The 22,471-nt window shown below is 62.1% G+C and carries 17 protein-coding genes and 1 pseudogene; 5 read left to right on the top strand and 13 right to left on the bottom strand.

The window, feature by feature from the left end:
• Positions 1-215 precede the first annotated feature (215 nt).
• Positions 216-1,190, top strand: coding sequence for a helix-turn-helix domain-containing protein (locus ACYCVF_RS03325; protein ID WP_459597115.1), 975 nt, complete (start codon positions 216-218; stop codon positions 1,188-1,190).
• A gap of 43 nt (positions 1,191-1,233) precedes the next feature.
• Here the strand turns inward: ACYCVF_RS03325 and ACYCVF_RS03320 are convergent, their stop codons facing one another.
• From ACYCVF_RS03320 to ACYCVF_RS03310, 3 genes are all read right to left on the bottom strand, one after another.
• On the bottom strand, positions 1,234-3,555 hold the full coding sequence (locus tag ACYCVF_RS03320) for a molybdopterin guanine dinucleotide-containing S/N-oxide reductase (RefSeq protein WP_459597114.1): 2,322 nt from the start codon (positions 3,553-3,555) through the stop codon (positions 1,234-1,236).
• A gap of 299 nt (positions 3,556-3,854) precedes the next feature.
• Entirely contained in the window at positions 3,855-4,037 is a 183-nt protein-coding gene (locus ACYCVF_RS03315) for a hypothetical protein (protein ID WP_459597113.1), read from the bottom strand.
• Between the two features lie 126 nt (positions 4,038-4,163).
• Complete coding sequence (locus ACYCVF_RS03310) at positions 4,164-4,358, bottom strand: hypothetical protein (RefSeq protein WP_459597112.1); 195 nt, start codon at positions 4,356-4,358, stop codon at positions 4,164-4,166.
• An 87-nt stretch (positions 4,359-4,445) separates the two neighbouring features.
• Between ACYCVF_RS03310 and ACYCVF_RS03305 the strand changes: the two genes are divergently transcribed.
• On the top strand, positions 4,446-4,961 hold the full coding sequence (locus ACYCVF_RS03305) for a YciE/YciF ferroxidase family protein (protein WP_459597111.1): 516 nt from the start codon (positions 4,446-4,448) through the stop codon (positions 4,959-4,961).
• Positions 4,962-5,066: 105 nt separating this feature from the next.
• On the opposite strand, the gene ACYCVF_RS03300 is transcribed toward ACYCVF_RS03305, so the two are convergent.
• From ACYCVF_RS03300 to ACYCVF_RS03290, 3 genes and pseudogenes are all read right to left on the bottom strand, one after another.
• Positions 5,067-5,924 (bottom strand): SDR family oxidoreductase, encoded by an 858-nt coding sequence (locus ACYCVF_RS03300; protein ID WP_459597110.1) that lies wholly within the window; start codon positions 5,922-5,924, stop codon positions 5,067-5,069.
• 589 nt (positions 5,925-6,513) lie between these two features.
• Positions 6,514-6,831, bottom strand: a pseudogene (locus ACYCVF_RS03295) (hypothetical protein); the annotation flags it as partial.
• A 451-nt stretch (positions 6,832-7,282) separates the two neighbouring features.
• Positions 7,283-7,960 carry a response regulator transcription factor gene (locus ACYCVF_RS03290; protein ID WP_459597109.1) on the bottom strand — a complete coding sequence of 226 codons (678 nt, stop codon included), beginning with the start codon at positions 7,958-7,960 and terminating at the stop codon, positions 7,283-7,285.
• 914 nt (positions 7,961-8,874) lie between these two features.
• Here ACYCVF_RS03290 and ACYCVF_RS03285 point away from each other — a divergent pair.
• The gene (locus tag ACYCVF_RS03285; protein WP_459597108.1) at positions 8,875-9,219 is read left to right on the top strand and encodes an H-NS histone family protein; all 345 of its coding nucleotides are present in this window, start codon (positions 8,875-8,877) and stop codon (positions 9,217-9,219) included.
• A gap of 69 nt (positions 9,220-9,288) precedes the next feature.
• Here ACYCVF_RS03285 and ACYCVF_RS03280 read toward each other — a convergent pair whose 3' ends face one another.
• Positions 9,289-9,537: a hypothetical protein gene (locus ACYCVF_RS03280; protein WP_459597107.1), complete on the bottom strand. Its 249-nt coding sequence runs from the start codon at positions 9,535-9,537 to the stop codon at positions 9,289-9,291.
• 525 nt (positions 9,538-10,062) lie between these two features.
• Here ACYCVF_RS03280 and ACYCVF_RS03275 point away from each other — a divergent pair.
• Positions 10,063-11,025 carry a hypothetical protein gene (locus ACYCVF_RS03275; RefSeq protein WP_459606478.1) on the top strand — a complete coding sequence of 321 codons (963 nt, stop codon included), beginning with the start codon at positions 10,063-10,065 and terminating at the stop codon, positions 11,023-11,025.
• Position 11,026: 1 nt separating this feature from the next.
• The gene (locus tag ACYCVF_RS03270; RefSeq protein ID WP_459597105.1) at positions 11,027-12,022 is read left to right on the top strand and encodes a methionyl-tRNA formyltransferase; all 996 of its coding nucleotides are present in this window, start codon (positions 11,027-11,029) and stop codon (positions 12,020-12,022) included.
• A gap of 4 nt (positions 12,023-12,026) precedes the next feature.
• Here ACYCVF_RS03270 and ACYCVF_RS03265 read toward each other — a convergent pair whose 3' ends face one another.
• The 6 genes from ACYCVF_RS03265 to ACYCVF_RS03240 all read right to left on the bottom strand — a co-directional run bounded on the left by ACYCVF_RS03265 (position 12,027) and on the right by ACYCVF_RS03240 (position 22,388).
• Positions 12,027-12,641: a transglutaminase-like cysteine peptidase gene (locus ACYCVF_RS03265; RefSeq protein ID WP_459597104.1), complete on the bottom strand. Its 615-nt coding sequence runs from the start codon at positions 12,639-12,641 to the stop codon at positions 12,027-12,029.
• Between the two features lie 825 nt (positions 12,642-13,466).
• A complete protein-coding gene (locus tag ACYCVF_RS03260; protein ID WP_459597103.1) occupies positions 13,467-14,780 on the bottom strand; it encodes an HlyD family type I secretion periplasmic adaptor subunit in 1,314 nt (437 codons plus the stop codon).
• Positions 14,777-16,519, bottom strand: a complete 1,743-nt coding sequence (locus ACYCVF_RS03255) for a type I secretion system permease/ATPase (protein ID WP_459597980.1) — start codon at positions 16,517-16,519, stop codon at positions 14,777-14,779. Before ACYCVF_RS03255 ends, ACYCVF_RS03260 begins: the two co-directional genes overlap by 4 nt.
• Before the next feature lie 286 nt (positions 16,520-16,805).
• Positions 16,806-19,550 (bottom strand): Ig-like domain-containing protein, encoded by a 2,745-nt coding sequence (locus tag ACYCVF_RS03250; RefSeq protein WP_459606479.1) that lies wholly within the window; start codon positions 19,548-19,550, stop codon positions 16,806-16,808.
• Positions 19,551-20,209: 659 nt separating this feature from the next.
• The gene (locus ACYCVF_RS03245; protein WP_459597101.1) at positions 20,210-21,250 is read right to left on the bottom strand and encodes a glycosyltransferase family 2 protein; all 1,041 of its coding nucleotides are present in this window, start codon (positions 21,248-21,250) and stop codon (positions 20,210-20,212) included.
• Positions 21,240-22,388, bottom strand: a complete 1,149-nt coding sequence (locus tag ACYCVF_RS03240) for a glycosyltransferase family 4 protein (RefSeq protein ID WP_459597100.1) — start codon at positions 22,386-22,388, stop codon at positions 21,240-21,242. The genes ACYCVF_RS03245 and ACYCVF_RS03240 overlap by 11 nt, the downstream gene beginning before the upstream one ends.
• Positions 22,389-22,471: the final 83 nt, after the last annotated feature.

Here is a 22,471-nt window from a genome sequence, read left to right as displayed (position 1 = left end):
CTCCTCCGCTCTGCGGAAATGCATAACAAATTGGTTCTAATCAGGCCCTCTGCGACGAGCTGTCACACCTGATGCGCACCCACAGAATCTAACAGTTCCTAATCACCCCTAACGGGCGTCCTAGCCAGCGCACGTTTATCCTCTCAGCATGGGAAGCATTGGTTGCGCGCCCTGCCGGCCGTCGCAAGCAGTGGCAAAACCAGGAGAGGACGACGATGTCGAGCAACTTGCACGTGGCGCATGCCTGGGTTGACGTTCCGGCCCTCCCGCAAGATCATGGGGGTCTTCGCCCCGCACATGCGATCGCCCGGGAAAGCCAATGGCGTCAGATCGATCGCACTCCAAAGGACATGATCGAAGACATCACGATCTCGCTATGGGATGACCCGCGGAGCACGTCGTCGCACGAAACGACGACACCAGACGATCGCTATTTCGTCGGTATTGCCCTGAAGGCCACTCATGCGAAGCTCACACGGGATGGCCGGATCGTCTTCGAAGGCGCCATGCCGGCGGGGTCGCTCTACATCACCGCCCCCTCGAAGCCGCTCGGGGCGCAATTCCAGTCGCCGTGCGCCTTCCTGCACGTCCACATCTCCACGGACCATCTTCCAGCGCACGCCGACGGGCTGAATGACATCGTGCTGCGCGATCCGCTCGCCGCCGAGCTCGTCAAGGCAATGATCGAACATGGCGACGCGACGGACCGGCAATTCGCGCGCTGCATCGGCCGGACGCTTGCGATGCATCTCGCCCGGCTGGAATTGCCGCGCGCCAGGGTCAACGCCTTGCCGAAATGGCGGCTGCGGCGGGTCGAGCAACATATCGCCGATCATTTCGACCGTTGCATCAGCCTGTCCGAACTCGCCAATGTCGCCGGCCTGTCACGAATGCATTTTGCGGCCCAGTTCCGCACCGCGACCGGATATCGTCCGCGCGAATATCTGCTCAATCACCGGATCGAGCGTGCGAAGACGCTGCTCGCAACCACCGAGCGGCCACTGGCAGAAATCGCGCTTGCCGTCGGCTTCAGCACGCAGGCGCATTTTTCCACCGTCTTCAAGCGCATCAGCGGCCGTTCTCCGGCACGTTGGCGTCTGGCCAATGCGGGCGGACAGCTCGACGCCGAAGCACGGCCGAGGCGGCGTGCGTCTTTCGAGCGGGAGTGGATCGCCAGCGCACCCGCCTAGCCGATCCGGCGAACTGGATCGCCCGGTCCTCTTGTGTCAAATCCTACACCGGATCGAACGCGCGGATCGGCGGCAGATTGCCTGTGAATTTCTCCACCTCGACCGTCGTCAACTGGCCGGTGCAGCCCTGCGCGAGGGATGAGGTGCCGATATCGCGGGTGAGCACGTTCGGATTGCCGTGAACGCAGAGCGGCGCCTCGTCCTCGGGATCCATCGGATCGTACCAGGCGCCTGTGGGCAGCTGCACGACGCCGGCGGCGATGCCGTCGGTGACGTGGACCGCGGCGAGGCACGCGCCGCGCTCGTTGAACAGGCGGATGATGTCGCCGTCCTCGATGCCACGCGCGCCCGCATCGACCGGGTTCATGCACGCGACCTCGCGACCGCGATGCTTCGCAGCCAGCGAATGTCCGCCGAAATCGAGCTGGCTGTGCAGACGCGTCACCGGCTGGTTGGCGACGAGAAAACACGGCGCGCCAGGCCTGGGCAGATCGGTCTTGTCGAGCCAGACCGGGTGGCCGGGACAATCCGCATCGCCATGGGCCGCAATCTTCGCCGAATATATCTCGATGCGTCCACTCGGCGTCGGCAGCGCGTGATTGACGGGATCCTCGCGGAAGCGACGCAGCCTGCCGCCGTCATCGGGCTGCTGCGGCACGACGAGGCTGCCGCGTCGCCAGAACTCGTCGAAGCTGGGCGCCTCCAGGCCACGCTTGGCAAGCGAGGCGCGGGTCGGCTCATAGAGATGCTCGAGCCATTGGCGTGAAGTGCGGCCTTCCGTAAATGGTTCGCGCGCCCCGAGACGCTCGGCGAGGTCGGCAAAGACGTCGTAGTCGTCGCGCGCAAGGCCAAACGGCTCGGCGATCCGATGCATGGCCACCATCAGGGGATCGTTGGTGGAATAGCCGATGTCTTCGCGCTCCAGCGTCATCGTCGCCGGCAGCACGATGTCGGCGTGACGGGCGGTGGCGGTCCAGGCGAGTTCGTGCACGACAAGCGTGTCGACCTTCGCAAACGCCTTGCGCAGGCGGTTGAGGTCCTGGTGATGATGGAACGGATTGCCGCCGGCCCAGTAGACGAGGCGAATGTCCGGATAGGTGCGCGTCTCGCCGTTGTAGCGATACGTGCCGCCGGGATTGAGCAGCATGTCGGCGATGCGCGCCACCGGGATGAAATCGGCAACGCCGTTGCGGCCCTGCCCCAGCGTCGGCCCCGGCACGTCGTTGACGCGGCGGCCGTAATAGCCGATCGCACCCAGCGAATAGGCGTAGCCGCCCCCGGCGAGACCGATCTGGCCGAGCGCCGCCGCCAGCACCATGCCCATCCACACCGGCTGCTCGCCATGCTCGGCGCGCTGAAGCGAATGGGAGACGGTGATGAGCGCGCGCTTGCCGGCAAGACGCCGCGCCAGCTTGCGGATCACATCCGCCTCGACGCCGCAGATCGCGGCGGCCCATTCGGCGTGCTTGGCCTGCCCGTCGCTCTCGCCGGTGAGATAGCGCAGGAAGACCGGCCAGCCCTCGGTGTAACGATCGAGGAAGGCCTGATCATGCAGGCCTTCGCTCACCAGCGTATGGACGATGCCGAGCATCAGCGCGGTGTCGGTGCCGGGCACGCAGGTCATCCATTCGGCGCCGGCCTCGACCGGCAGGTCGTCGCGGAGCGGGCTGACCAGGACGAACTCGCAGCCACGCCGGCGCGCAGCCGCCATCGCGCCGCGCTCGACATGCTTGCTGATCGAGCCGCCGGCCACCATGGAGTTCTTCAACGCCATGCCGCCGAATGCCAGCACGACCTCGGTATGATCCGCGATCTGCTCCCAGGTGACGTTGCGCTTGGTGATCTCCTCGTAGCCGGCCAGGATCTGCGGCAGCAGCACCGAGGACGCTCCGGAGGAATAGGAGTTGACCGAGCGCACATAACCGCCCATCGCGATGTTGAGGAAGCGATGCACCTGGCTCTGGGCGTGATGGAAGCGGCCGGCGCTCGACCAGCCATAGGAGCCGCCGAACACAGCGCCCGGCCCGCGCGTGTCGCGGATGCGTGCCAGTTCGTCCCCCAGGAGATCGAGCGCCTTCTCCCAGCTGACGGAGACGAATTCGTCGCGGCCGCGGCGATCGTCGGGGCCCGGCCCACGCTCCAGCCAGCCGCGGCGGATCGCGGGCTGGGCGATGCGTGCCTGGTGGCGGAGCGCGCCGGGAAAATTGTCGACGATGCCGTTCGGATCGGGATCGCCCGCATAGGGCCTGACCTCCAGCCCGGCCGCGCCCTGACGCGCGGAGAACACCCCCCAATGCGAGGTATGCGGCTTGAAGCCGTCCGACAGGTCGAGACCAGGGTCGGGGAAGCCAATCATATCGTCCATCGTCTGATCCTTATTCCGGCGTCGCTCTGGAGTCGGGGCGGTAATATACCGATCCGCTCCGGACGTCATCGAGATCAGGGTTGACGCAAACGCTGACCTGCCCCGTGCAAGGCCAGCAACGCTGGACAACCTCAGACATCGCGGCAAGGATTTTCAGCTGCCGGGAGGGGCCACGAGCGCTCCACCGTATCGACGAGAGCCTGCCGAGTGGGGAAGCTAGCTCGATACCCGCGGTCCACCTGCACCCGCGGTCCACCTGCGCCCGATTGAAACCAAGCGTAAGGATGCCGGAGTTGGCATCAGCCACGTGCGCAGCAGTCGACCAGCAGGTCCCAGATCCGCTGCGTCTCTGCTCCCTTGTGCATCTCCGGCACTTTCTCCGCGCTCGACTGCTCGAAGGCGGCGATGCCGTGAGTTTGGCGAGGCACGATCCACCGCTCCGAGAGCGGGTCGTACCATTTTCCGATGTTAATCTCAGTCACGTCGGTCGGCTCACAAATCGGACACGGTTGGGCGACACGGCTCCGGCGGCTTCGTTCGAAGCGATTCGACGACGGCCACCCAATTCACCAATCAGGAGCTGGCGCGATCGTTCCTGCGATGCTGCGTCAGGCTGGCCGGGCCGGATGAAGCGTGCGCGGGTGCCGCTCGTGCAGCAACCGCGCGAGCTCCTCACGCTCCGTCGGACGTCCCTTCATGGCGGTCTCGAACAGCGCTTCCTGGATGTCGCGAGGCATGTCGCCCCACACGTCCATCGCCGCACGTCCGAGCAGGCCCGCAAGATGATCCACTCCATCGCTCATTCGGCTCTCCCGATCTGCATGCGGGGATGGAACAGCCATGGCCGCACGGCGTTCCACTGCCATCATTGTGAAAAGGAGACGTCTTTTATGGGATTCTTCACCAAGGACATCAAATCGATGGAAGACCTGCTGCTGCACGGACTCCAGGACATCTATTACGCGGAACAGCAGATCCTGAAGGCGCTGCCGAAGATGATCGACAAGGCGACGAACAGGGACCTCGTCGCCGGGCTGAAAGCCCATCTGGAAGAGACCAACAAGCAGATCGAGCGCCTCGACAAGGTCTTCACGAAACTCGGCAAGGAGCCGAGCGGCACTCATTGTCCGGCCATCGACGGCCTCATCAAGGAAGCCGACGAGACGGCCGGCGAGATCGAGGACAAGGCCGTGCTGGATGCCGCTATCGTGGCGAACGCACAGGCCGTGGAGCACTACGAAATGTGCCGCTACGGCACGCTGATCGCATGGGCCGAGGAACTTGGCCACGACGACATCGTGCGCTTCCTCACCACCAACCTGAACGAAGAGAAGGCCGCCAACACCAAGCTGAACACGGTGGCGCTGCGCAAGGGCGTCAACGCCAAGGCATCCAACGCGGCGTGATCGAGGCGGACTGATCGAGACACTCATCGAGATCTGGCGGCCCCGCTCGCGGCGTCGTCGGGTCGCCGGGACGGCTCTCATCGCGCCGCGGACCGGCACATTCGATCAGATGAACGGCTTGCCGCCGGTGACGGGCAATGTTGCGCCGGAAGTGTAGCTCGAGAGCGGATCCGCCAACATGACATAGGCCGTCGCCAGCTCGGCCGGCTGGCCGGCGCGCTGCATCGGCACCTGCTTGCCGAAGTTCTTCACGGTCTCCTCCGGCATGGTCGACGGGATCAGCGGCGTCCAGATCGGTCCCGGCGCAACGGCGTTCACCCGAATGCCCTTACCCGCCAGCATCTGGGCGAGCCCGCCGGTAAAGTTCTGAATGGCGCCCTTGGTCGTGGCGTAAGCCAGCAGGCTCGGGTTCGGCATGTCGGAGTTCACCGAGGCCGTATTGATGATCGCGGCTCCCGGCCGCATGTGCGGGACGGCGGCCTTGGTCAGATAGAACATGGCGTGGATGTTGGTCTCGAACGTCCGCTGCCACTCCTCGTCGCTGATGTCCGCGATGTCCTTGAACGAGGCCTGATGGGCCGCGTTGTTGACGAGGATGTCGATGCCGCCGAGTTCCTCGACGGTGCGACGCACGATGGAGCGGCAGTGATCGGGGTTGCGGATATCTCCGGGGATCAGGACGACGTTGCGTCCCTCCCGCTTCACCAGAGCCTTGACCTCGGATGCATCCTCGTCCTCGTTCAAATAGGAGATGACCATGTCTGCGCCTTCACGAGCATAGGCGATCGCGACCGCACGGCCGATGCCGCTATCGCCGCCGGTGATGATGGCCTTCTTTCCGGCCAGGCGGCCGGCCCCCTTGTAGCTCTCCTCACCATGATCGGGTCGAGGCTGCATGGCGCGCGTCGAACCGGGCATCGGTTGCTGCTGCGAGGGATAAGGCGGCTTTGGATAGTCGGTCATGGACAACTCCCGGAGTTTGCTGCGCTAACGGAGCGCCGCCGAAAGTGTTCCTGGTGTTGAGTCCGTCGCGGCGGTCCAACCCTAGGCATGGCACCATGGACCGAAGCCCAGCTTCGGGAAAAGCGGGCCCAGTCGCAGCTTGCAATGTCCAACGACGCAGGCAAGAAGCCGCGTGAAATCCGGGTGCCACCGCGCAAGCTCGCTCGGGAGTGAACGCACTAACATTTGGCATGTTGCGTCCGCATGAGCGCTGCGGCGGTGCGCGAAGAGGCCCTTCCGCTGCCCGGACATGGTTTCGGTCCAACGTTTGGCTCGCTCGAGCAAGGCCCAGCCTGGCGCTACCGTGCAGCCGACGAGGTCCGATCATGGACCGCGAAGACTTCTACCGGCTGGAGTCGGTTGCGCTCGAAATCCGAGTGCTGGCGCGGGGGCAATCGGCCCTGCGCTTCTCCTCGTTCTCTTCATCTGCACAATCGACCCCGCCATTGGCGCTTGGAATTCCAGAGCTGCCGCCGGTTGCGGAGGGCCCGTTGGCACTTCCTCCGCCACCTCGGGGCCCGTTGCTACCGCCCGATCCGCCGCCGGAGGTCCCTCCGGGACGAGATGATCCGGCCGAGCGACCGCCAGGCGCCCCCCCACCGCCTGATGTCCCGCCGCTGGAGCTTCCCGTGGAGCCTCCCGGCCCTGCCTCGGATGACCGATCGTTGTCGAAGAATGATCGGCCCCCGTCGCTCTGCCTCGTTGCATGCAGGCCGCCTGAACTTGCGATGGCTGTTGAGGTCAGGGACGTGGATAGAAGCAGGGTCATTGCCGGGGGTGTCACGGCCGCAAATCTTCCGCAGGTTTTCAGAAACGCCCGCCGGTCGTCGTCTTCGTTGCCGTCCCGGGTCACGATGCGCTCTCCTATATTTAAAATTTAATTTCCGTTATTATATATTAAATCCACTTTCAGCCAAGAATTTTCTTCGCCCGGCGGGAGGCTCCGGACGTGCGCTGCGACGGGCTCGCCCACAATTTCCCTGTCCGTTCCGAGGTTTCCGAACCGTTGCCGCCCGGATTTGGCTCGCAACTCAATGCGTTCAATCCCATATTTAATTCGGACGAGCGCAGGCTTGGCTACAATGGACTATTGCGAAGCTTGCAGTTCCATCGGCCGCCGGGGCATCGAGATCCGGAGCCCGACCAGCGACGGCCTTTCGGACCAGATCGGGTCCGGAAACCCCCGAGGTCGGGCTTTCACGGAAGCTCCGGCCAACTGGCGTCCGCTCCACAGGAACCCAAGCCGCAATCAAGGTTGGCGGCTCGCCCTTCGCCGGGGCCGCGCACGCTCCCGAAATCACGGGGCCTCGTCATTTCACTCAGGCTGGATCCCGATGCTGACCGGGGGAAGCCGGCTCGCGTGGCGCCGCATGCAACTCGTTCTGCGAAATCGCCAATGCCGCGAGAACCGTACGATTGCTGATATCAAGCTTCTGGAAGATGTGATGAAGGTGGACCTTGATCGTGCCGGCGGCAATGTTCAAGCGCCGCCCAATCTCCTTGTTCGACAGCCCCTCCGACACCAGCCGCACAATCTGCCGCTCCCGGTCCGTCAGCGAGCTCAGCGCCTTTTCACCGGCGCGGGGGTCTCCGCCGACCTTCCCAGTGTTCGGCGAGGCCGCTCCGTGGCCCTGGGCAGCTCTCCGCAGGGTTGCGACCAGCATCTCCGCATCCGAATCCTTCGACAGGACGATGCAGGCGCCATCCAAGGCGAGCCTTTGCAACTCACAATCGGCAGCGATACCTGCGAAGAAGACTGCCGCCGGACCGGCGCCTCCAGCATGTGCGGGAGCGAGAATCTGCTGCCGGCTGAGATCGGGCAGCGCGTCATCGACAAGTGCGACGTCCGGCACGAGAAATCGGATTGCCTCAATGCAGCTTGCGCCATCGCTGCAAGACGCAACGATCGCAAAATCACGCTGCGCTGCAAGAACGCTCCTGATCCCTTGTAGTACGATCGGGTGCCGATCCGCGATGACAATTCTGATCCGGCGCATGCTTCCCCAGCTTGTCGCTAACAACCCCCCGTGCGGCCGTTTAGTCCAACAATCTCTTGAGACGCGGAGGCCTAACCGGTCCGCTCCGGCGCCTCGTAGCCTTGTTTAGTCTTACCCAACGCGGCAAACGTTCGATGGCTGCACAACCCGGACTTGAGCAAAATGACGCACCGCACCACGAACATGCGGTGCTCCCCGCAGAATTCAAAGACCGCGAGTTCCGAAAACGGAACCTCTGGATTGAATTCATAGATTTGCTCGGAAAATCGTCGGCGCCCCTGATGGCGACCTTGATATTATGGTCAACAACGAATTAACTTCGTTGCTGTTCTATTACGAACGATATATTGGGACACACACGATTTAAATCTAACATTCGGCGTAATTTCGTCGAAAGCGAGGCCATTCAAAAGAGCCCCCTCTGAGAGAGGGAGAACAAAAAGAATACTATTCATCGAAGCGAGCTGGGATTTAGCACGAAAATGGCTGCGATCGCAGTCCTGTAGGCACCGATGAAAACCGGTCACCCAAATTGGAGCTGCATCTTCGTCAATTCAGCAACTTCAATAAGCGGTCACGGGAGGCGTCGTTGGCAATGAGTAGGTGGTCACATGTATTCTTCAGTTGTTTTGCGTGAAACTCATCAAGCTCTCATCGTTCAATTTGCCGAATTGCAGAACTTGCGTAATCGCGTATTGAGGGCCGAGCAGCGCTTGCTTTCGCCGAGGCGACGAGCCTGCAGGCGGAGAGTGCCAGGGAATAGACCGCCCGATCGGAGGCACGGACTGATCCGGTAACACCAAGCACCGCATTGCACCCTGGCGCCGCCGCGCGAGAGGATCGTGCTTGCCGGACCCCGGCTCGACCTGATAATTCCCCTCCTGCTTCGGTTTGGGGGACTTGGGACGGCTTCGATGGGGAACGACGACTGGGCATCCATGACCACAGCCGAGCTGTGGCGGCTTTACGATGAGGTCACGGCTGTTCTTAGTCGCCGGATGACTGCGGAAAAGGCCAAGCTCGAAGAGAGGCTTCGGAGGATTGAGGGTACTGCGGTCCCGACCCAGGCCCAGCAACGTCTGCGCCGGCCGTACCCTCCCGTGTTGCCGAAATACCAGAACCCGAAGGATCCGTCCGAAACTTGGTCGGGGCGCGGGAAGCAGCCTCGATGGCTGAAAGCTCAGCTTCGAGCCGGTAAGAAGCTGAACGATCTCTTGATTGCCCGCGCATCAGGACAAAGGCGCCGCCGGACCGGCTGAGCCTGCAATTGTCCGACTGGCGTTCGTCGCCGGTGGGCAGGCTCTTCCTTTGCCTCTCGGCTCGAACTCTTAACGGCTGCCGTCCGGTTTCCCATTAGGGCTGCCGTCATTTCCCCCATTGCCGAAGCCATTGTTACCCCGCACAATTCGCCCGCCGGAACTGGCGATGGCGGTAGAAGTCAGCGAGGTGGAAAGCAACAGCGTCATGGCCGGAGGTGTAACGGCCGCGAATTTTCCGCAGCTCTTCAGGAACTCACGGCGATCTTCATTCTCGGTATCCGGGTGAGCCATCGACATGCCCTCCATGATCCAGCTCATCCAGGTTAACGGCCGCCAAAGAATCGCGCAAGTTAAAATGTTAATTTTTTATTAAACAACGAAACGCCCCACCGTCGCGGCGTCGATTGGACGCGACTTCTCCCCAGCCGCTGCTCAAGCCAGAGGCACCTCCCCGCCGATATCATTTAATTTGACATCTATATTCCAAAATTTAATATTACATTAAATGAGAGGGCCGTGGCTTGGGGCGAAAAACAGCACCATCCAATAGCTGCTGCGGTGTTGGGCCGCGAGACCAGAAGATCAGTAGATCGGCCAAAGAGCCGGCAGGATCATCTCAGTGCACCCATGCCCGACCCGCTCCGCCACGTGTTGCGGGCAGTGCATGATCGGATATCCGGAGCGCACCGGTCGAAAGCCTCATGAAGCCGCGTCTTCTAGCGCCAACAACGGGATCAATCAATGACCGGGAGCGGAACTACTGTCGCGCAATTGCGATCTGGCGATGCGGATACGAGAGCCCATTGTAGGCCGGGCTTCTCGTCCGTTCGACTGCGGACGCTCATGAAGCTCGCGCTCGCGGAAACGGGACTGGACCTGTCGGGAATGACTGTGCTGACTGAAGCCGCGACCGGTGCCTATGCCGTGACCCCAGTCCTCGCTGCAATGGCCGGTGCCAAGCACGTCTACGCGTTCACGAAACCGGGCCGCCATGGGACAGTGGCCGACGCAAAAAGGGAGACTTTGGAGCTGGCGATCCCCCTAGGCGTCGCTGATCGTATCGAGATACTCGAGAAGATCAGTCCGGAGGTACTTCACAAGGTCGACATCGTAACCAACAGTGGCCATCTTCGTCCTCTTACAGCTGCGCTGATCGCCCAACTGCGCGGCGACTCCGTGATCGCCTTGATGTTCGAGGCATGGGAATTTCGTCGTGAAGACCTGGACATCGAAGCGTGCGCACGGCGCAAGATCCCGGTGGTCGGCGTCAACGAACGACACCCCGCTGTCAATATCTTCTCATTCCTCGGCCCGCTCGCCGTGAAGCAGTTGCACGACTGCGGTCTGGCCGTTCTCGGCAACAAGATCGGTTTGCTCTGCGACAATGACTTTCTGGCCCCGCTGCACAGCGGGCTGGCAAGCCTTGGGGCAACCGTCGAGACGTTCAATAGCGTTGCGGCGGTTCACCCGGGCGAATGGGACGCCTTCGTCGTCGCCCTGCAACCAGCGGACACGCCGCGCGTCGGCCAGGCGGAGGCTGCGCATCTGGCCGCATGCGCGCCAGCCGGCACCGTCGTTGTGCAGTTCTGGGGCGATATTGATCGAGCGGCGTTGGCCGTCAATGAACTTGCGGTCTGGCCCACACAATCCGTCGGACAGGGCCATATGGGCATTCTGCTGTCCGAGATTGGACCCGAGGCGATCGTACGATTGCAGACTGGCGGGTTGCGCGCGGCCGAATGGGTGCGCCGCGGCGGCGCCATTACACAGGATGGTTTCGCTCAGCTCGTACCGTGGCAGGGGTGAGATGACAGAGCGGCTGCAGCCCGATGTCGTGCTCCTCGCGGACGGACCGACGGGCTTCACGGCGCTCCGCTCGTTGGCTGCGCGGTGCCGCGTGGTCCAGATCTTCCGAAAACCGGCCCAGCCCGAGGCTGGCGAGTTAAGGGCATTTGCGCAAGCTCGCGCCATCCCGCTCACGGAGCTGCAGGAGTTGGCTCAACTTCAGAACGTCATCGCGGACGCACGCCCGGCGGCCGTTGTGATTTCCTCATTCGATCGGATTATCCCGCCGCACATTCTTGCATCATGTCGCTTCATCAACGTGCACTATTCGCTTCTGCCGCAATATCGCGGTCGCGCCAACGTCAACTGGGCAATCATCAATGGCGAGACGACTGCCGGGATTAGCATTCACCTCGTGATCCCGGATCTGGATGGCGGCAATCTGCTGTTTCAGCAGGCGATCCCGATCGGCGCGAACGACACGGTCACCTCACTCTACGAGCGCCTCAACGCAATTCAGGAACGTGAGCTCGGCAGGGTCGTCATCGGAGCGATCTCGGGCGACCAAGGGACGTCTCAGAATACCGACCACGCCTCCTATGGCTGCACTCGTGTTCCGGACGATGGAGAAATAGACTGGCGGCAGCCAACCGATATCATCGATCGGCTGATCCGCGCCTTGACGCCGCCATTTCCTGGTGCCTTCACCCACCTGGACGGACAGCGGCTCACTATCGCCAACGCGTCGCCGCGGCTTGATGCTCCCCGTTATATCGGCCGCGTACCAGGCCGGATCGTTGGGCGGTCATCTTCCGAGGGCTGGGTGGATGTGCTGACCGGCGACGGCGTCCTGCGCATCTTCAGCGTCCTTCCTCACGACTCCGGGGGGCCGTGTGCTGCCGCTTCCGTCATCGGATCGACACGGGCGACCCTCGGGCTGTCGCGCCTCGCCCTTCTCCGCCGGATCGTTGCGCTTGAAGACAGGCTAGTTTCGCTCGAGCAGCGGTTCCAGCCCTGATACGTTACACCCCTTCTCGTCCAACGGTGGCCCAGAGCCCGTCACGACCCGGGCTTTGCACGCGAAGCCAGCGATAGAGCGTCTGCGACCACGGCTTGACCTGTGGCGTGAGATTGTCGAGCACGAAGTCGCCGTCACTCGTGCGCACGAGCAACACCAGATGATGTTCGCCGGAATCAACGACGACTTCGCTCAACAGGAGGACGCGCGGCGGCCAGCCGCGCCGAAGCAATTCGTGGCGCTTGCTCACGGCGTAGTCGTTGCAATCGCCACGAGCGGGGTTGATCGTCCACGCCTCACCCGCAATACCACGTTCGTTGCGAGCCGGCTCGATCGCCTGATTGACCGAGCGATTGATCTCCCGCAGGTCGGTCCAGCGCTTCTCGGTCAAGCGAATCGGTCCGCCGCGGAAAGAGCGTCGCGGGCGACATTCGGCCGCATAACGCAGGCAGAACGTCGTGTAAGTGAGGGGCGGAAGAGCGGGGCGCCCCAACTCGATGTGGGCAAGGTCCGCTCGGGAGACCCTTGGCATGGCCGACAATGCCGCACGCGCCCACTGAACGCCCGCGATCATGATCGCTATGGCTACCGCGATCGCCGTGCCCGAGGTCCGCTGCATCTGCCGATCCCCCTTCGAATGCCATACAGTGTCGGGTCCGCCCGGCGCGGGCTTGTCCGGCAGCCTGGAAAGGCATTTAAATTACTTTAAATATATTTAATTTAAATGGCAACGGATATTGAATAGGCCATCGCAAGACACGGCGGTCTCGCCGGCAGCGCCTGCAGAGCTGACTCGGGAACAGAGGAGATGTAGCGAGACCTCGATCGACGCCGCTTGCTTTGATGGAGGGGGTTGAAGCGCGGCGCGGCACAGGCCTGCGTCGCGCAGTGGCGGACGATTATTTTGTGTCCATATAATTTTTCATTGATTTAATTATTCACTGGAGCCAGAAAACGTCAGCGAGCTTCCTCGGACAGGACCGATTTCGAATGCCAGTCGAGCTACTCGTCATTCTGGGAGTTGAAGCTTCAATACTCTGCTTCGTGGCCGCAATGAGCCTGCGCGCCAAACGGATGGACGTCCTGAGCGGACGCTCGTTCGAGCACCCCATCGCTTCTTCGACTGGCAACGAACATCCTGCGCGGGCGAGCCCTCGAGAGGCGCGCGATTTACTACGGTTAATCGAAAGGGCGATCTCGCCGCGTTCGTTTCACTCGATTTCCTCCGGCCCGCCGATGACCAGAATGCTGCGGTCAATCTTTCAAACCAGATCGCAGACACCGGTCCGGGTTGAGACGGACCTCCGTCGAACTGGCAGGCCCACGCCCGGTGCTTGCGATCGCCCGGCCGAGTTGTCAGGGCCTGATCGCAACACCGACGCCCAGGGAAAGGGCGCCAGTCCCGAACACATGCAGTCGAGCGCCGCCGCCATCCTGCATCAACTCAGCGCTCCTTGAACGCGCGCCCCGCCTGATCCTGCAGCGGCTTGAGCAGGTACGAAAGCGCGGTCCGACCTGCCGTCTTGATGAAGACCTCGACCGGCATGCCGGGCAGCAGCTTGGCCGAGCCGAGCTTCGCCAGCTCTTCCGGCTTCAGCAGGACACGGCCCGTGTAGTAACTCGTGCCGGCGCGCTGATCCTGCGTGATATCTGCCGAGACCATGCTGACCTCCCCGTCGATTTCGGGCGTGGTCTTCTGGTTGAACGCCGCGAACCGCATGGTCGCGGTCTGCCCGACATAGACTTGATCGATGTCGCGCGGTGCGATCTTGACTTCGACCGCGAGCGAGTCCGCGTCAGGCACGATCAGCATGATCTGCTCGCCGGGCGAGATGACACCCCCGACGGTGTGGACGCTGAGCTCGTGGACGCGGCCGGATTGCGGTGCCCTGATATCGATCCGGTTCAGCTGATCGACCGCCGCAGTTCTGCGCTCGCCCAGCTCGGAGAGTTTCGAACGCGTTTCTATCAGGTCCTTGCCGACTTCCGTCCGCAAATCCTGGTCGATCTGAATGATCTGAAGCCCGATTTCGGAGATCTTGCCCTTCGACTGCGCAATCATTCCTGCGAGCTGACTGCGCTCGCCTTCGAGACGGGCGGAGTCGCGCTCGAGGGAATTGAGCCGGGTGATCGGCACCAAATTCTTCTGCCAGAGGCTGCGCACGCCCTCCAGCTCCTGCCGAATGAATTCGACTTCCTTCTGCTTTGCCTCGGTCTGCCCCGAATAGCCCTTGATCTCGTTTTCCAGCTGCGCACCCTTTTCCTGCAACTGCGCCTTCTGGCCGCTCCTTGCCTGACGGCGAAGATCGAACAGCTTCCGCTCCGCCGTCATCGCACGGCTCGCCTCGGAGTTGTTCTCCCTGGCCCGGTCGAGCAGCACCTTGGGAAACACGACCTGCTCGGCACCATCGCGCTCGGCCTCGAGACGAGCCTGCCGCGCGAGCAGCTCATCGATGCTGTTCGTGACGATCGTCGCATTCGCGAGCGTCTGAGTCTCGTCGAGGCGGATCAAGACGTCGCCTGCATTGACGCGATCGCCCTGGCGCACGCGCAACTCTCCCACGATCCCACCGGTGGCGTGCTGAACCTTCTTGACGCTCGAATCGACCACGACCACGCCTTGGGCGATCACCGCGCCGGACAATTGGCTCGTCGTCGCCCAACCGCCGATGCCGAAAGTCACCACACCGAACATGATCATTCCGACGATCATGTAGCGCTGGATGGATTGCATCGCCGGTGACACCAGGCTGCTCATCGGCCGCCTCCGTGAGCTTCTGCGACCACCTTGAGCGGTACGGGATTCCGCAAGACTTTCCTGAGGACCTCCTCTCTCTTGCCGAAAGACTGAACCCTGCCTTCCCCGAGGCACAGGACATGATCGACGGCTTCAAGCGCCTTGGGACGATGGGCGACAACGACGACGATCCCGCCGCGGCGACGCACGTTCAGGATCGCTTCTGTCAGCGCCTCCTCGCCCTCGGCGTCGAGATTGGAGGAGGGCTCATCGAGCACGACCAGGAACGGTTTGCCGTAGAAGGCACGTGCGAGCCCGATACGCTGCCGCTGCCCTGCCGACAGCGCCAGCCCTCCCTCGCCGATCTTCGTGCCGTAGCCGTCCGGAAGGGAGAGGACGAGGTCGTGCGCGCCGGCGGCACGCGCGGCTTCCAGGACGACGGCGGCGGTTGCCTGCGGGTCGAACCTTGCAATGTTCATCGCAATGCTGCCGTCGAACAATTCGACGTCCTGGGGTAGATAGCCAATGTGCTTGCCGAGGGCGTCAGAAGACCAGTGATCGAGCGCGGCATTGTCAAGCCGGATCCGGCCTCGAATGCCGGGCCAAACCCCCACAAGCGCACGTGCCAGCGTCGATTTGCCGGATCCGCTCGGTCCAATGATGCCGACCGCCTGCCCGCTCCGCAGCTGGAACGACACGTCACTGACGGTGGGCCTCTCCGAGTTTGGAGCCCCGATATAGAGATTCTCGACCGTGAGAGTTTCAACAGGAGGAGGCAATGCCAGCCGCTCCTCTTCGCCGGGCAGGAGCTTCAGCAAAGCATCCAGCCGTTGTCCCGATTGTCGCGCAGCGACGAATCCTTTCCAATTCGCGATGGCCATTTCGACGGGCGCCAAGGCCCGCGCAGTGAGGATCGATCCGGCAATGATGATGCCGGCCGTCGATTCCTGGTTGATGACGAGGACTGCGCCAACGGCAAGAACCAGCGATTGCAGGATCGCCCGGAAGATCTTGGAGGCGCCCCCGAGCCCGCTCGCGACATCGCTGGCTCGCTCATGCGCCGCGAGATACTTCGCGTTGACATCCCGCCAACGCAACGCCGCCTGTTGCCGCATGCCCATGGCCTGCAGAACCTCGGCATTTCGTCGCCCCTCGAGCGCCAGTGCCGTTCGCGAGACTGCGAGACGCGAGGACGCCTTCGCCGGTCCGCGCGTCCGGGTTTCCGTGAGGATCGTAATGCCGACGAGCACCAGCGCGCCGGCCATCGCGGTGACGCCGATCCAGAAGTGGAAGAGAAAACAAACGCCCAGATAGATCGGCATCCAGGGCAGATCGAACAGCGCAGTCGGCCCGCCGCTCGACAGGAAACTGCGGACCTGATCAAGATCCCGAACCGGCTGCAAGCCGTCGCCATCGGCCCTGGTCTTCAACGGCAGACGAACGAGCGCGTCGAATATGCGAATGCCCAGCCTTTCATCAAAGTACCGGCCGACCCGCACGCAGATCCTGCCCCTGACGAAGTCGAGCCCGCCCTGAAACAGGTAAAGGACCGTGGCCAGAACCATCAAGGCCACCAAGGTCGGTATGCTGCGCCCGGGCAGCACCCGATCATAGACCTGCAGCATGAAGAACGAACCGGTGAGCATGAGCAGATTGCTCATTCCGCTGAAGGCCGCGAGAGCCCAGAAGATCCTGCGGCAAGACCGCAGGAATGCCGACATCTCCGACTGCGGCCCCTCATAATCCTCCGTCGACCGCATGCGATCAGCGAATATTCTCTGCCGGAGGCCTTCGACCAAACGCCTGGCCCAACCGGCCAGTCGTGCCGTCGGCAATTCGGCGTCGCCGGCCCACTGCCGTCCGGCCGACCATAGTCCTGACAAATGCACAATGAGAGGGATTCGATAAAGATTCGCAGGCGGGGGGATCACCCCCCGCCGTCCAATGTCAGTCATGACAACCCGCCCTTCAATCCCGTCTGCGCCGGGGCCCCCCAAGAGCCCCGAGACAGTTGTTGAATACTAGCCTGTGTGGTTCGCCCGACTCCTACGCGAAGTGGAAGTCCTGGCTGGTCAACGAACCGACCTTCATGTTCTTCAGCGTGAGCGTGTCGTCCCCCGTCGCGATGACGACGTCCTGACCCGATTGGGTCGCATGGGAAAGAACACTCGCAAAGCTGTCGAACACGCTCTTGCTGAACTGGATCGTGTCGTGAGCAGGTCCGCTGGCAGTGAAGTCCTTGATGACATCGTTGCCGAAATTCGCGGCAAACGAGAACGTGTCGGCCTTGGTGGTGCCAACGAAGACTTCATCGTTCGAAGTGCTCGTCTGTACGTTGCCTGTCGGGCTTGACGTAGCGACGGCCTGAGTGCTGCTCGTGGACAACGCAGTTGTGCTGGAAGTACCGATCTGTCCATCGCTGTTCAGATCCTGCTGGAAGCTCGTCTCGAGCGACTTAAGGCCTGAGCTCGTGCCCGACACGGAGCCGCCCGAGGTGGAGCCGGTCAGGCTGCTGACGTGGGAAACGTAGTTTCCGTTGCTGTCGGTGTTCCACGCCGTGTACTGACCCGTGCTCGCCTCCTTCCAGACGACCTGATAGCCCGTGGCCGTCTTCTCCGCACCGATCGGCGCCCAGCTGCCATCTGACCCGTCCACAAACTCCACGCCGTGATACTTCAGCGAGGGGCCCGTCCCGGTGCTGCTGTTGAGGTAGAACTTGTCGCCACTCTCCACGAGGCGTGTCGCACCAGCCGCCTCGATCACCGTGCCAGCAGTGGGCGACGTCGGAGAGGTGGGAGACGTCGGAGAGGTGGGGGAGGTCGGTGTGGACGTGCTGGAACCGATCTGTCCGTCACCGTTCAGATCCTGTTGGAAGGTCGTCTCCAGCGACTTAAGGGCAGAGCTCGTACCAGACACGGTGCCGCCCGACGTGGAGCCGGCCAAGGCCACGTGGGAAAGGTAGTTGCCGTTGTTGTCGGTGTTCCAGGCCGTGTACCGACCCGTGCTCGCCTCCTTCCAGACGACCTGATAGCCGGTCGCCGACTTCTCCGCACCGATCGGCGCCCAGGTGTGATCTGACCCCTCGACAAACTCCACGCCTTTATACTTCAGCGACGGGCCAGTCCCGGTGCTGCTGTTGAGGTAGTATTTGTCACCACTCTCAACGAGACGTGTCGCACCGGCCGACTCGATCACCGTACCGGCAGTGGGCGAAGTCGGGGTGGTGGGAGATGTCGGAGCGGTGGGGGACGTCGAGGTGATGCTGGCCGTGACCACGGACGACGCCGCGCTGATGTTGCCTGCCACGTCCGTGGCCTTCGCCGTCAGGCTGTGCGCACCGACCGCAAGGGCAGCGGACGTATAGGCCCACACACCGCTGCTGTTTGCCGTCGCGGTCCCGATCTGGGTCGTGCCGTCGAACACCTTTACGGCGCTGCCCGCTTCGGCATTGCCCGACATCACCACCTGATTGGCGCTGTTCACCTTGTTGCTAGCAATGGTCGGCGCAGTCGGCGCCTTGGTATCGACGGTGACCACCACCGCAGCCGACGTCGCGCTGGTCTGCCCCGATGAATTGGTCGCCGTTGCGGTGAGCGTATGCTTGGCGTCAGTCAGCACCTTTGTGATGTAGTCCCAATTCCCGCTCGAGTCCGCAGTGGTCGAACCGATCTGGGTCGTGCCGTCATAGACCTTGACCGCGCTGCCGGCAGCCGCCTTCCCCTTCAGCTCGAGAGTGTTGTCGTTCGTGATGCCATCGCCAGCGGTGCCGCTATCGTTCGAGATGGAGGCGATAGTGGGCGCAGTCGGCCCGGTCGGCGACGTCGGCGCTGTCGGTGATGTCGGCGCATTTGCATCCTGAAGGACGGCACCAGTCTTCATGTTGACGTTGTGGATATAGATCGACTTCGAGCTGGAGTCGTTGGGACCGCCCCGGACGCCGCCGAACGCCAGTCCCGAAGACGAACTGGACGGATCGAAGTAGTTGTCGTGGACTGTGAACGTATTCTGGATATCTGCCACCGTGACGCCAGTGAAGGCGTTGACGCTGCCAGTGAATACATTATTGCCGATTTCGCCGGAAACAATTGTGCCCGGGCTGCTGCCGATGTCGGGCTCCACCATGAAGCCCTGGCTCGCCCCCCCGTTCTGGGTGGTGGTGTTGTACATGATGGTGGCGGTAAACGGCCCATCCATGAACTCGGTGTAGTCGCCGTGCGCACCGGATGCCATTCCGGCGTTCTGAAGCAGATTATATTCAGCGACAAGGCCGGCCGACTTGCCGCCATTGTGCATCTGAATCATGTCGCCGCCGGCATTCTTGAGCCAGGAATACTCCACGGTCAGCGTGCCCGAACCACGATGTTCAATGAGGCCACTGACGCTGCCGTTGTTATTGCCGTCAAGCGTGCTGTACTTGACCGTCAGATTCGATGACGACGTCGTCATCAAGATCGGCTTGTTGCCGTTGGCCCCGACCTTGAAGTTGGAATCCAGAATCGTCGTATTGGCGCCCTGGACGACGACGCCCCAGCCACCGTTGAGCGAGAAATCATAGCCGTCGAGCGCAACGTTGCTGCCCGTCACTGTGACGATGTGATTGGCCGTATCCACCGATACCCCGGCCATCGAGATCGTCGCCGGATTTTTCAGCGTTAATCCCTGAGGCACCCCCACGTAGTAATCCACGCCCGCGACATTCCATCCGGGCCGGTTCGCGCCGTAGGAATCGAGCAAGTTCGGAAGCTGCGGCGTTCCAATTGGAGCATTTGCGGAGCCGTCGTTAATTGCCATCTACCCTGTTCTCCTGATTTAATTACCGCCGACGGCATGCGCTCAATTTCGAGAGTCCCCCAGAGCGACACGCCAGGCTTGGAGCCGATCATCTCGGCCACGGCAACTCTTGGCTGAGTACCACGGACTTTTTTTGGACTACAACGAGGCTGTGCTGGGGTTATGTTTGGCTCAGACCGCCACACTCACGCGACACGAATTAAATACGCGGCTTATCCAGACGCATTTATACCGCACCGCATGCATCTGACGAAACTCGTATTATTACCGGGCACGCAGGACACCGGCAGCCAAATTTGCCGGTGATAGAATGGCCTAGGAAGGCTCAGAGAACTTGCGCCGCGAATCAATACTGGCTTCCTAATAATGAACTTAACGGCAACAAATAACAGGGGTCATTGCGACAAAGTAAGCCGGCCGTCCTGACCAAAGCCAATACGCCAAGCCAACGCCACAATATTTGGGCGAGTTCAACCAATTCCACCGAGCTGCTCGGGGGCGAAGACTGCCAAGCGCGGATCGCTGCCACCCGGATTGCCCGGACTCAGACGCGGCCCCATCCTGCGTGGAATTTGAGGTGCTTACCGACATGCCCGCCCGCGCAGAACATACAGGCACAAGGCTCGCCTCAAGAAATCGAAGCTGGAAATTCTTGGCGCCTATCGGGACCGAGACAATCGCATGAATGCGTCGGGCTTCCCGGACTTTCCTCGTGCACCGTCCATGAGGCCGACGAGGGTGATCTTCCCGGCCAAAGGAGCGCCAATAGCGGCGTACCTGACGGCGTGTAGCAAACCCCATCCAAAGTGAAGCACCCATCGGCGTCCAGCCCACCGGCGAGCGAAGAGGATGCTGTTGCGCGCCGACAGATAGACCGAAAGGAATGACTGCTTTCTGGGGTCCGTCGCAGAACCGATAGCGGTGCCGCCAACGTGACGTATGATCGCTCGTTCCGCGAAGCCGATCCTGTGCTTACCGCGGCGATGCCCCCAGTCCACATCCTCCATATAGAGAAAATAGTCCTCGGCCATCAATCCGACGTCCTCGATGAACCCACGCGTGACCAGCACGCAGGCGCCGCTGATCGAATCGATCCGTGAAAGCACCTCCGGCGCTGGAGAGGTGCCGGCCGCCAAATTCCTGCCGACGGCGAGAACCCGGCCTGTCACGGGCGACCATTGAAGCCCATAATTGATGATCTTGTCCGGCGCATGATCAAAAACCAGGGTGCCGCCGATCATTCCGAAACCCTGATTTGCCTTGGCCATGAATTCCGTCAGGCAGCTAGCATGGACCTCGGTATCGGGATTGAGAACGAGCACGGCTTCCCAGCCGCGCGTGCCGAGCAGGCGTTCGAGCCAGGCGTTTACCCCGCCGCCATAACCGAGGTTATCCGTCGCGAGTCCAATTCGAACGACAACAGGCCGGTCCTGGAATCGGCATTTGACGACAGAGCCAAAGCGTCCGCCGGGTGCATCCACGGCGGCATCATCTTCATCCTGAATGCATGGCAGCATCCGCTCCTGACCGATCAGCGCATCTACCAGAGTTTCGAAAGCTTCGCTCCCTCCATTCTCGCAAACGAAGACTTCAAATTCCTGCCAATCGGACGCTGCGAGCGACCTCAAGCAACGCCTAATGTCGTCGGGATTGCGGTACCCGACGATCAGCACGGCAAGCTTTGCGCGATCAGAGGCCATTGCCAAGACATTCCTTGATCTGCTGACGGCGCTGGCTGGCGACCTCAGCCCAAACGAAACGTTCTGCGCGCGCGACAGCGGTCTCGGACATGGTTCGCCGAAGCCCGAGGTCGCCGGCCAGCGAACGAATGGCCTCGACCCAACGCGGCGCATCGTAGGGATCGAGCACAAAGCCTTCATGACCGTCTCGCACGAACCGCCCGGCCCCCATCTCGGTCGTGATGACCGGAAGTCCAGAGCCGCACGCTTCGTACATGACCAAGGGACTCCCCTCCTCCAGCGAAGGGAATATGAACAGGTCGGCCGATTGATAAAGCGCGCCAACGTCTTTGAGGTAGTCGAATACGATCACATCATCCCTGGCAAGAAGGCCGGCGCATTTCTCCTTGATGGCAGGCTCCATCTCCCCTGCAAGCACGAGCCTTCCCTTCACCCCGCTTCGGGCCCAGTAGTCCAGGAGCAGATGGGCTCCCTTCCTCACACAAATAGCACCGACGAACACCGCTGTGACGCCCGCGCTCGGTGCGAGCAACGGCCGCCTTCCGGAAAGCCGCGCCGGCTCCCAACCATAGCTCGCGTTCAAGAACTTGGATCGAGGTACGCCGTTCTCCAACAATGAGGCCTCGACCAGCGGACTGGGACAAAACACGTGATCCACCGCTGCCAGGACCTGCGCTTCACGTTCGACCTTCTCGGACGTGATCCCGTGCGCCGCGCCCACCCCGAGCCGCTCGTACGCCTGATCAAGAATCCTCTTTGCTGTCCCCGTGTGGCAATTGAACTGTTCACGAAAGACGGTGACGCCGCGCCGTTTCAGCTCCTGGATGGTACCCAGGCTCGCATCCGGCCAAAGATAGGCTGCCCCCCTCCTGGATGGAGAGTCATCGATAGAAGAGAGAAATATTCCCTCGATTCTACGGCCGACCCAGCCTCGCACGTACCGGTACGGGATGTATCGCGCCCAATCCGGCAGGACTTGGACGAGCTTTACCGATGGCAACGCCCACTGCGCCCGCGGCGTCACGAGCGTCACGTCGAAATTCTCGCTCGCCATGCCCTTTGCGAGGGAACTGCAGGTATAGCCGACTCCCATTCCGTTGAGCGGCAGCGGCATGAGCACACCGAGTGAGACGCTCATTGCGACCTCGCGCTCAAAGGCTCGATCCTCACCAACACGTCCAGGATCTCCCGCCATGTCTCCGGGAGCCACGCCCTCCGCCT

The organism is Bradyrhizobium cedriense, assembly GCF_054602315.1.
Note: the sequence above shows the minus strand (reverse complement) of the source record. Positions and strands in the feature narration are given on the sequence as shown.

Bases quoted from the DNA above. Each gene is read 5' to 3' on its own strand.
- ACYCVF_RS03325 (WP_459597115.1), top strand. From the start codon at position 216: ATGTCGAGCAACTTGCACGTGGCGCATGCCTGGGTTGACGTTCCGGCC.
- ACYCVF_RS03320 (WP_459597114.1), bottom strand. From the start codon at position 3,555: ATGGACGATATGATTGGCTTCCCCGACCCTGGTCTCGACCTGTCGGAC.
- ACYCVF_RS03310 (WP_459597112.1), bottom strand. From the start codon at position 4,358: ATGAGCGATGGAGTGGATCATCTTGCGGGCCTGCTCGGACGTGCGGCG.
- ACYCVF_RS03305 (WP_459597111.1), top strand. From the start codon at position 4,446: ATGGGATTCTTCACCAAGGACATCAAATCGATGGAAGACCTGCTGCTG.
- ACYCVF_RS03300 (WP_459597110.1), bottom strand. From the start codon at position 5,924: ATGACCGACTATCCAAAGCCGCCTTATCCCTCGCAGCAGCAACCGATG.
- ACYCVF_RS03290 (WP_459597109.1), bottom strand. From the start codon at position 7,960: ATGCGCCGGATCAGAATTGTCATCGCGGATCGGCACCCGATCGTACTA.
- ACYCVF_RS03285 (WP_459597108.1), top strand. From the start codon at position 8,875: ATGGGGAACGACGACTGGGCATCCATGACCACAGCCGAGCTGTGGCGG.
- ACYCVF_RS03280 (WP_459597107.1), bottom strand. From the start codon at position 9,537: ATGAGCTGGATCATGGAGGGCATGTCGATGGCTCACCCGGATACCGAG.
- ACYCVF_RS03275 (WP_459606478.1), top strand. From the start codon at position 10,063: ATGAAGCTCGCGCTCGCGGAAACGGGACTGGACCTGTCGGGAATGACT.
- ACYCVF_RS03270 (WP_459597105.1), top strand. From the start codon at position 11,027: ATGACAGAGCGGCTGCAGCCCGATGTCGTGCTCCTCGCGGACGGACCG.
- ACYCVF_RS03265 (WP_459597104.1), bottom strand. From the start codon at position 12,641: ATGCAGCGGACCTCGGGCACGGCGATCGCGGTAGCCATAGCGATCATG.
- ACYCVF_RS03260 (WP_459597103.1), bottom strand. From the start codon at position 14,780: ATGAGCAGCCTGGTGTCACCGGCGATGCAATCCATCCAGCGCTACATG.
- ACYCVF_RS03255 (WP_459597980.1), bottom strand. From the start codon at position 16,519: ATGCGGTCGACGGAGGATTATGAGGGGCCGCAGTCGGAGATGTCGGCA.
- ACYCVF_RS03250 (WP_459606479.1), bottom strand. From the start codon at position 19,550: ATGGCAATTAACGACGGCTCCGCAAATGCTCCAATTGGAACGCCGCAG.
- ACYCVF_RS03245 (WP_459597101.1), bottom strand. From the start codon at position 21,250: ATGGCCTCTGATCGCGCAAAGCTTGCCGTGCTGATCGTCGGGTACCGC.
- ACYCVF_RS03240 (WP_459597100.1), bottom strand. From the start codon at position 22,388: ATGAGCGTCTCACTCGGTGTGCTCATGCCGCTGCCGCTCAACGGAATG.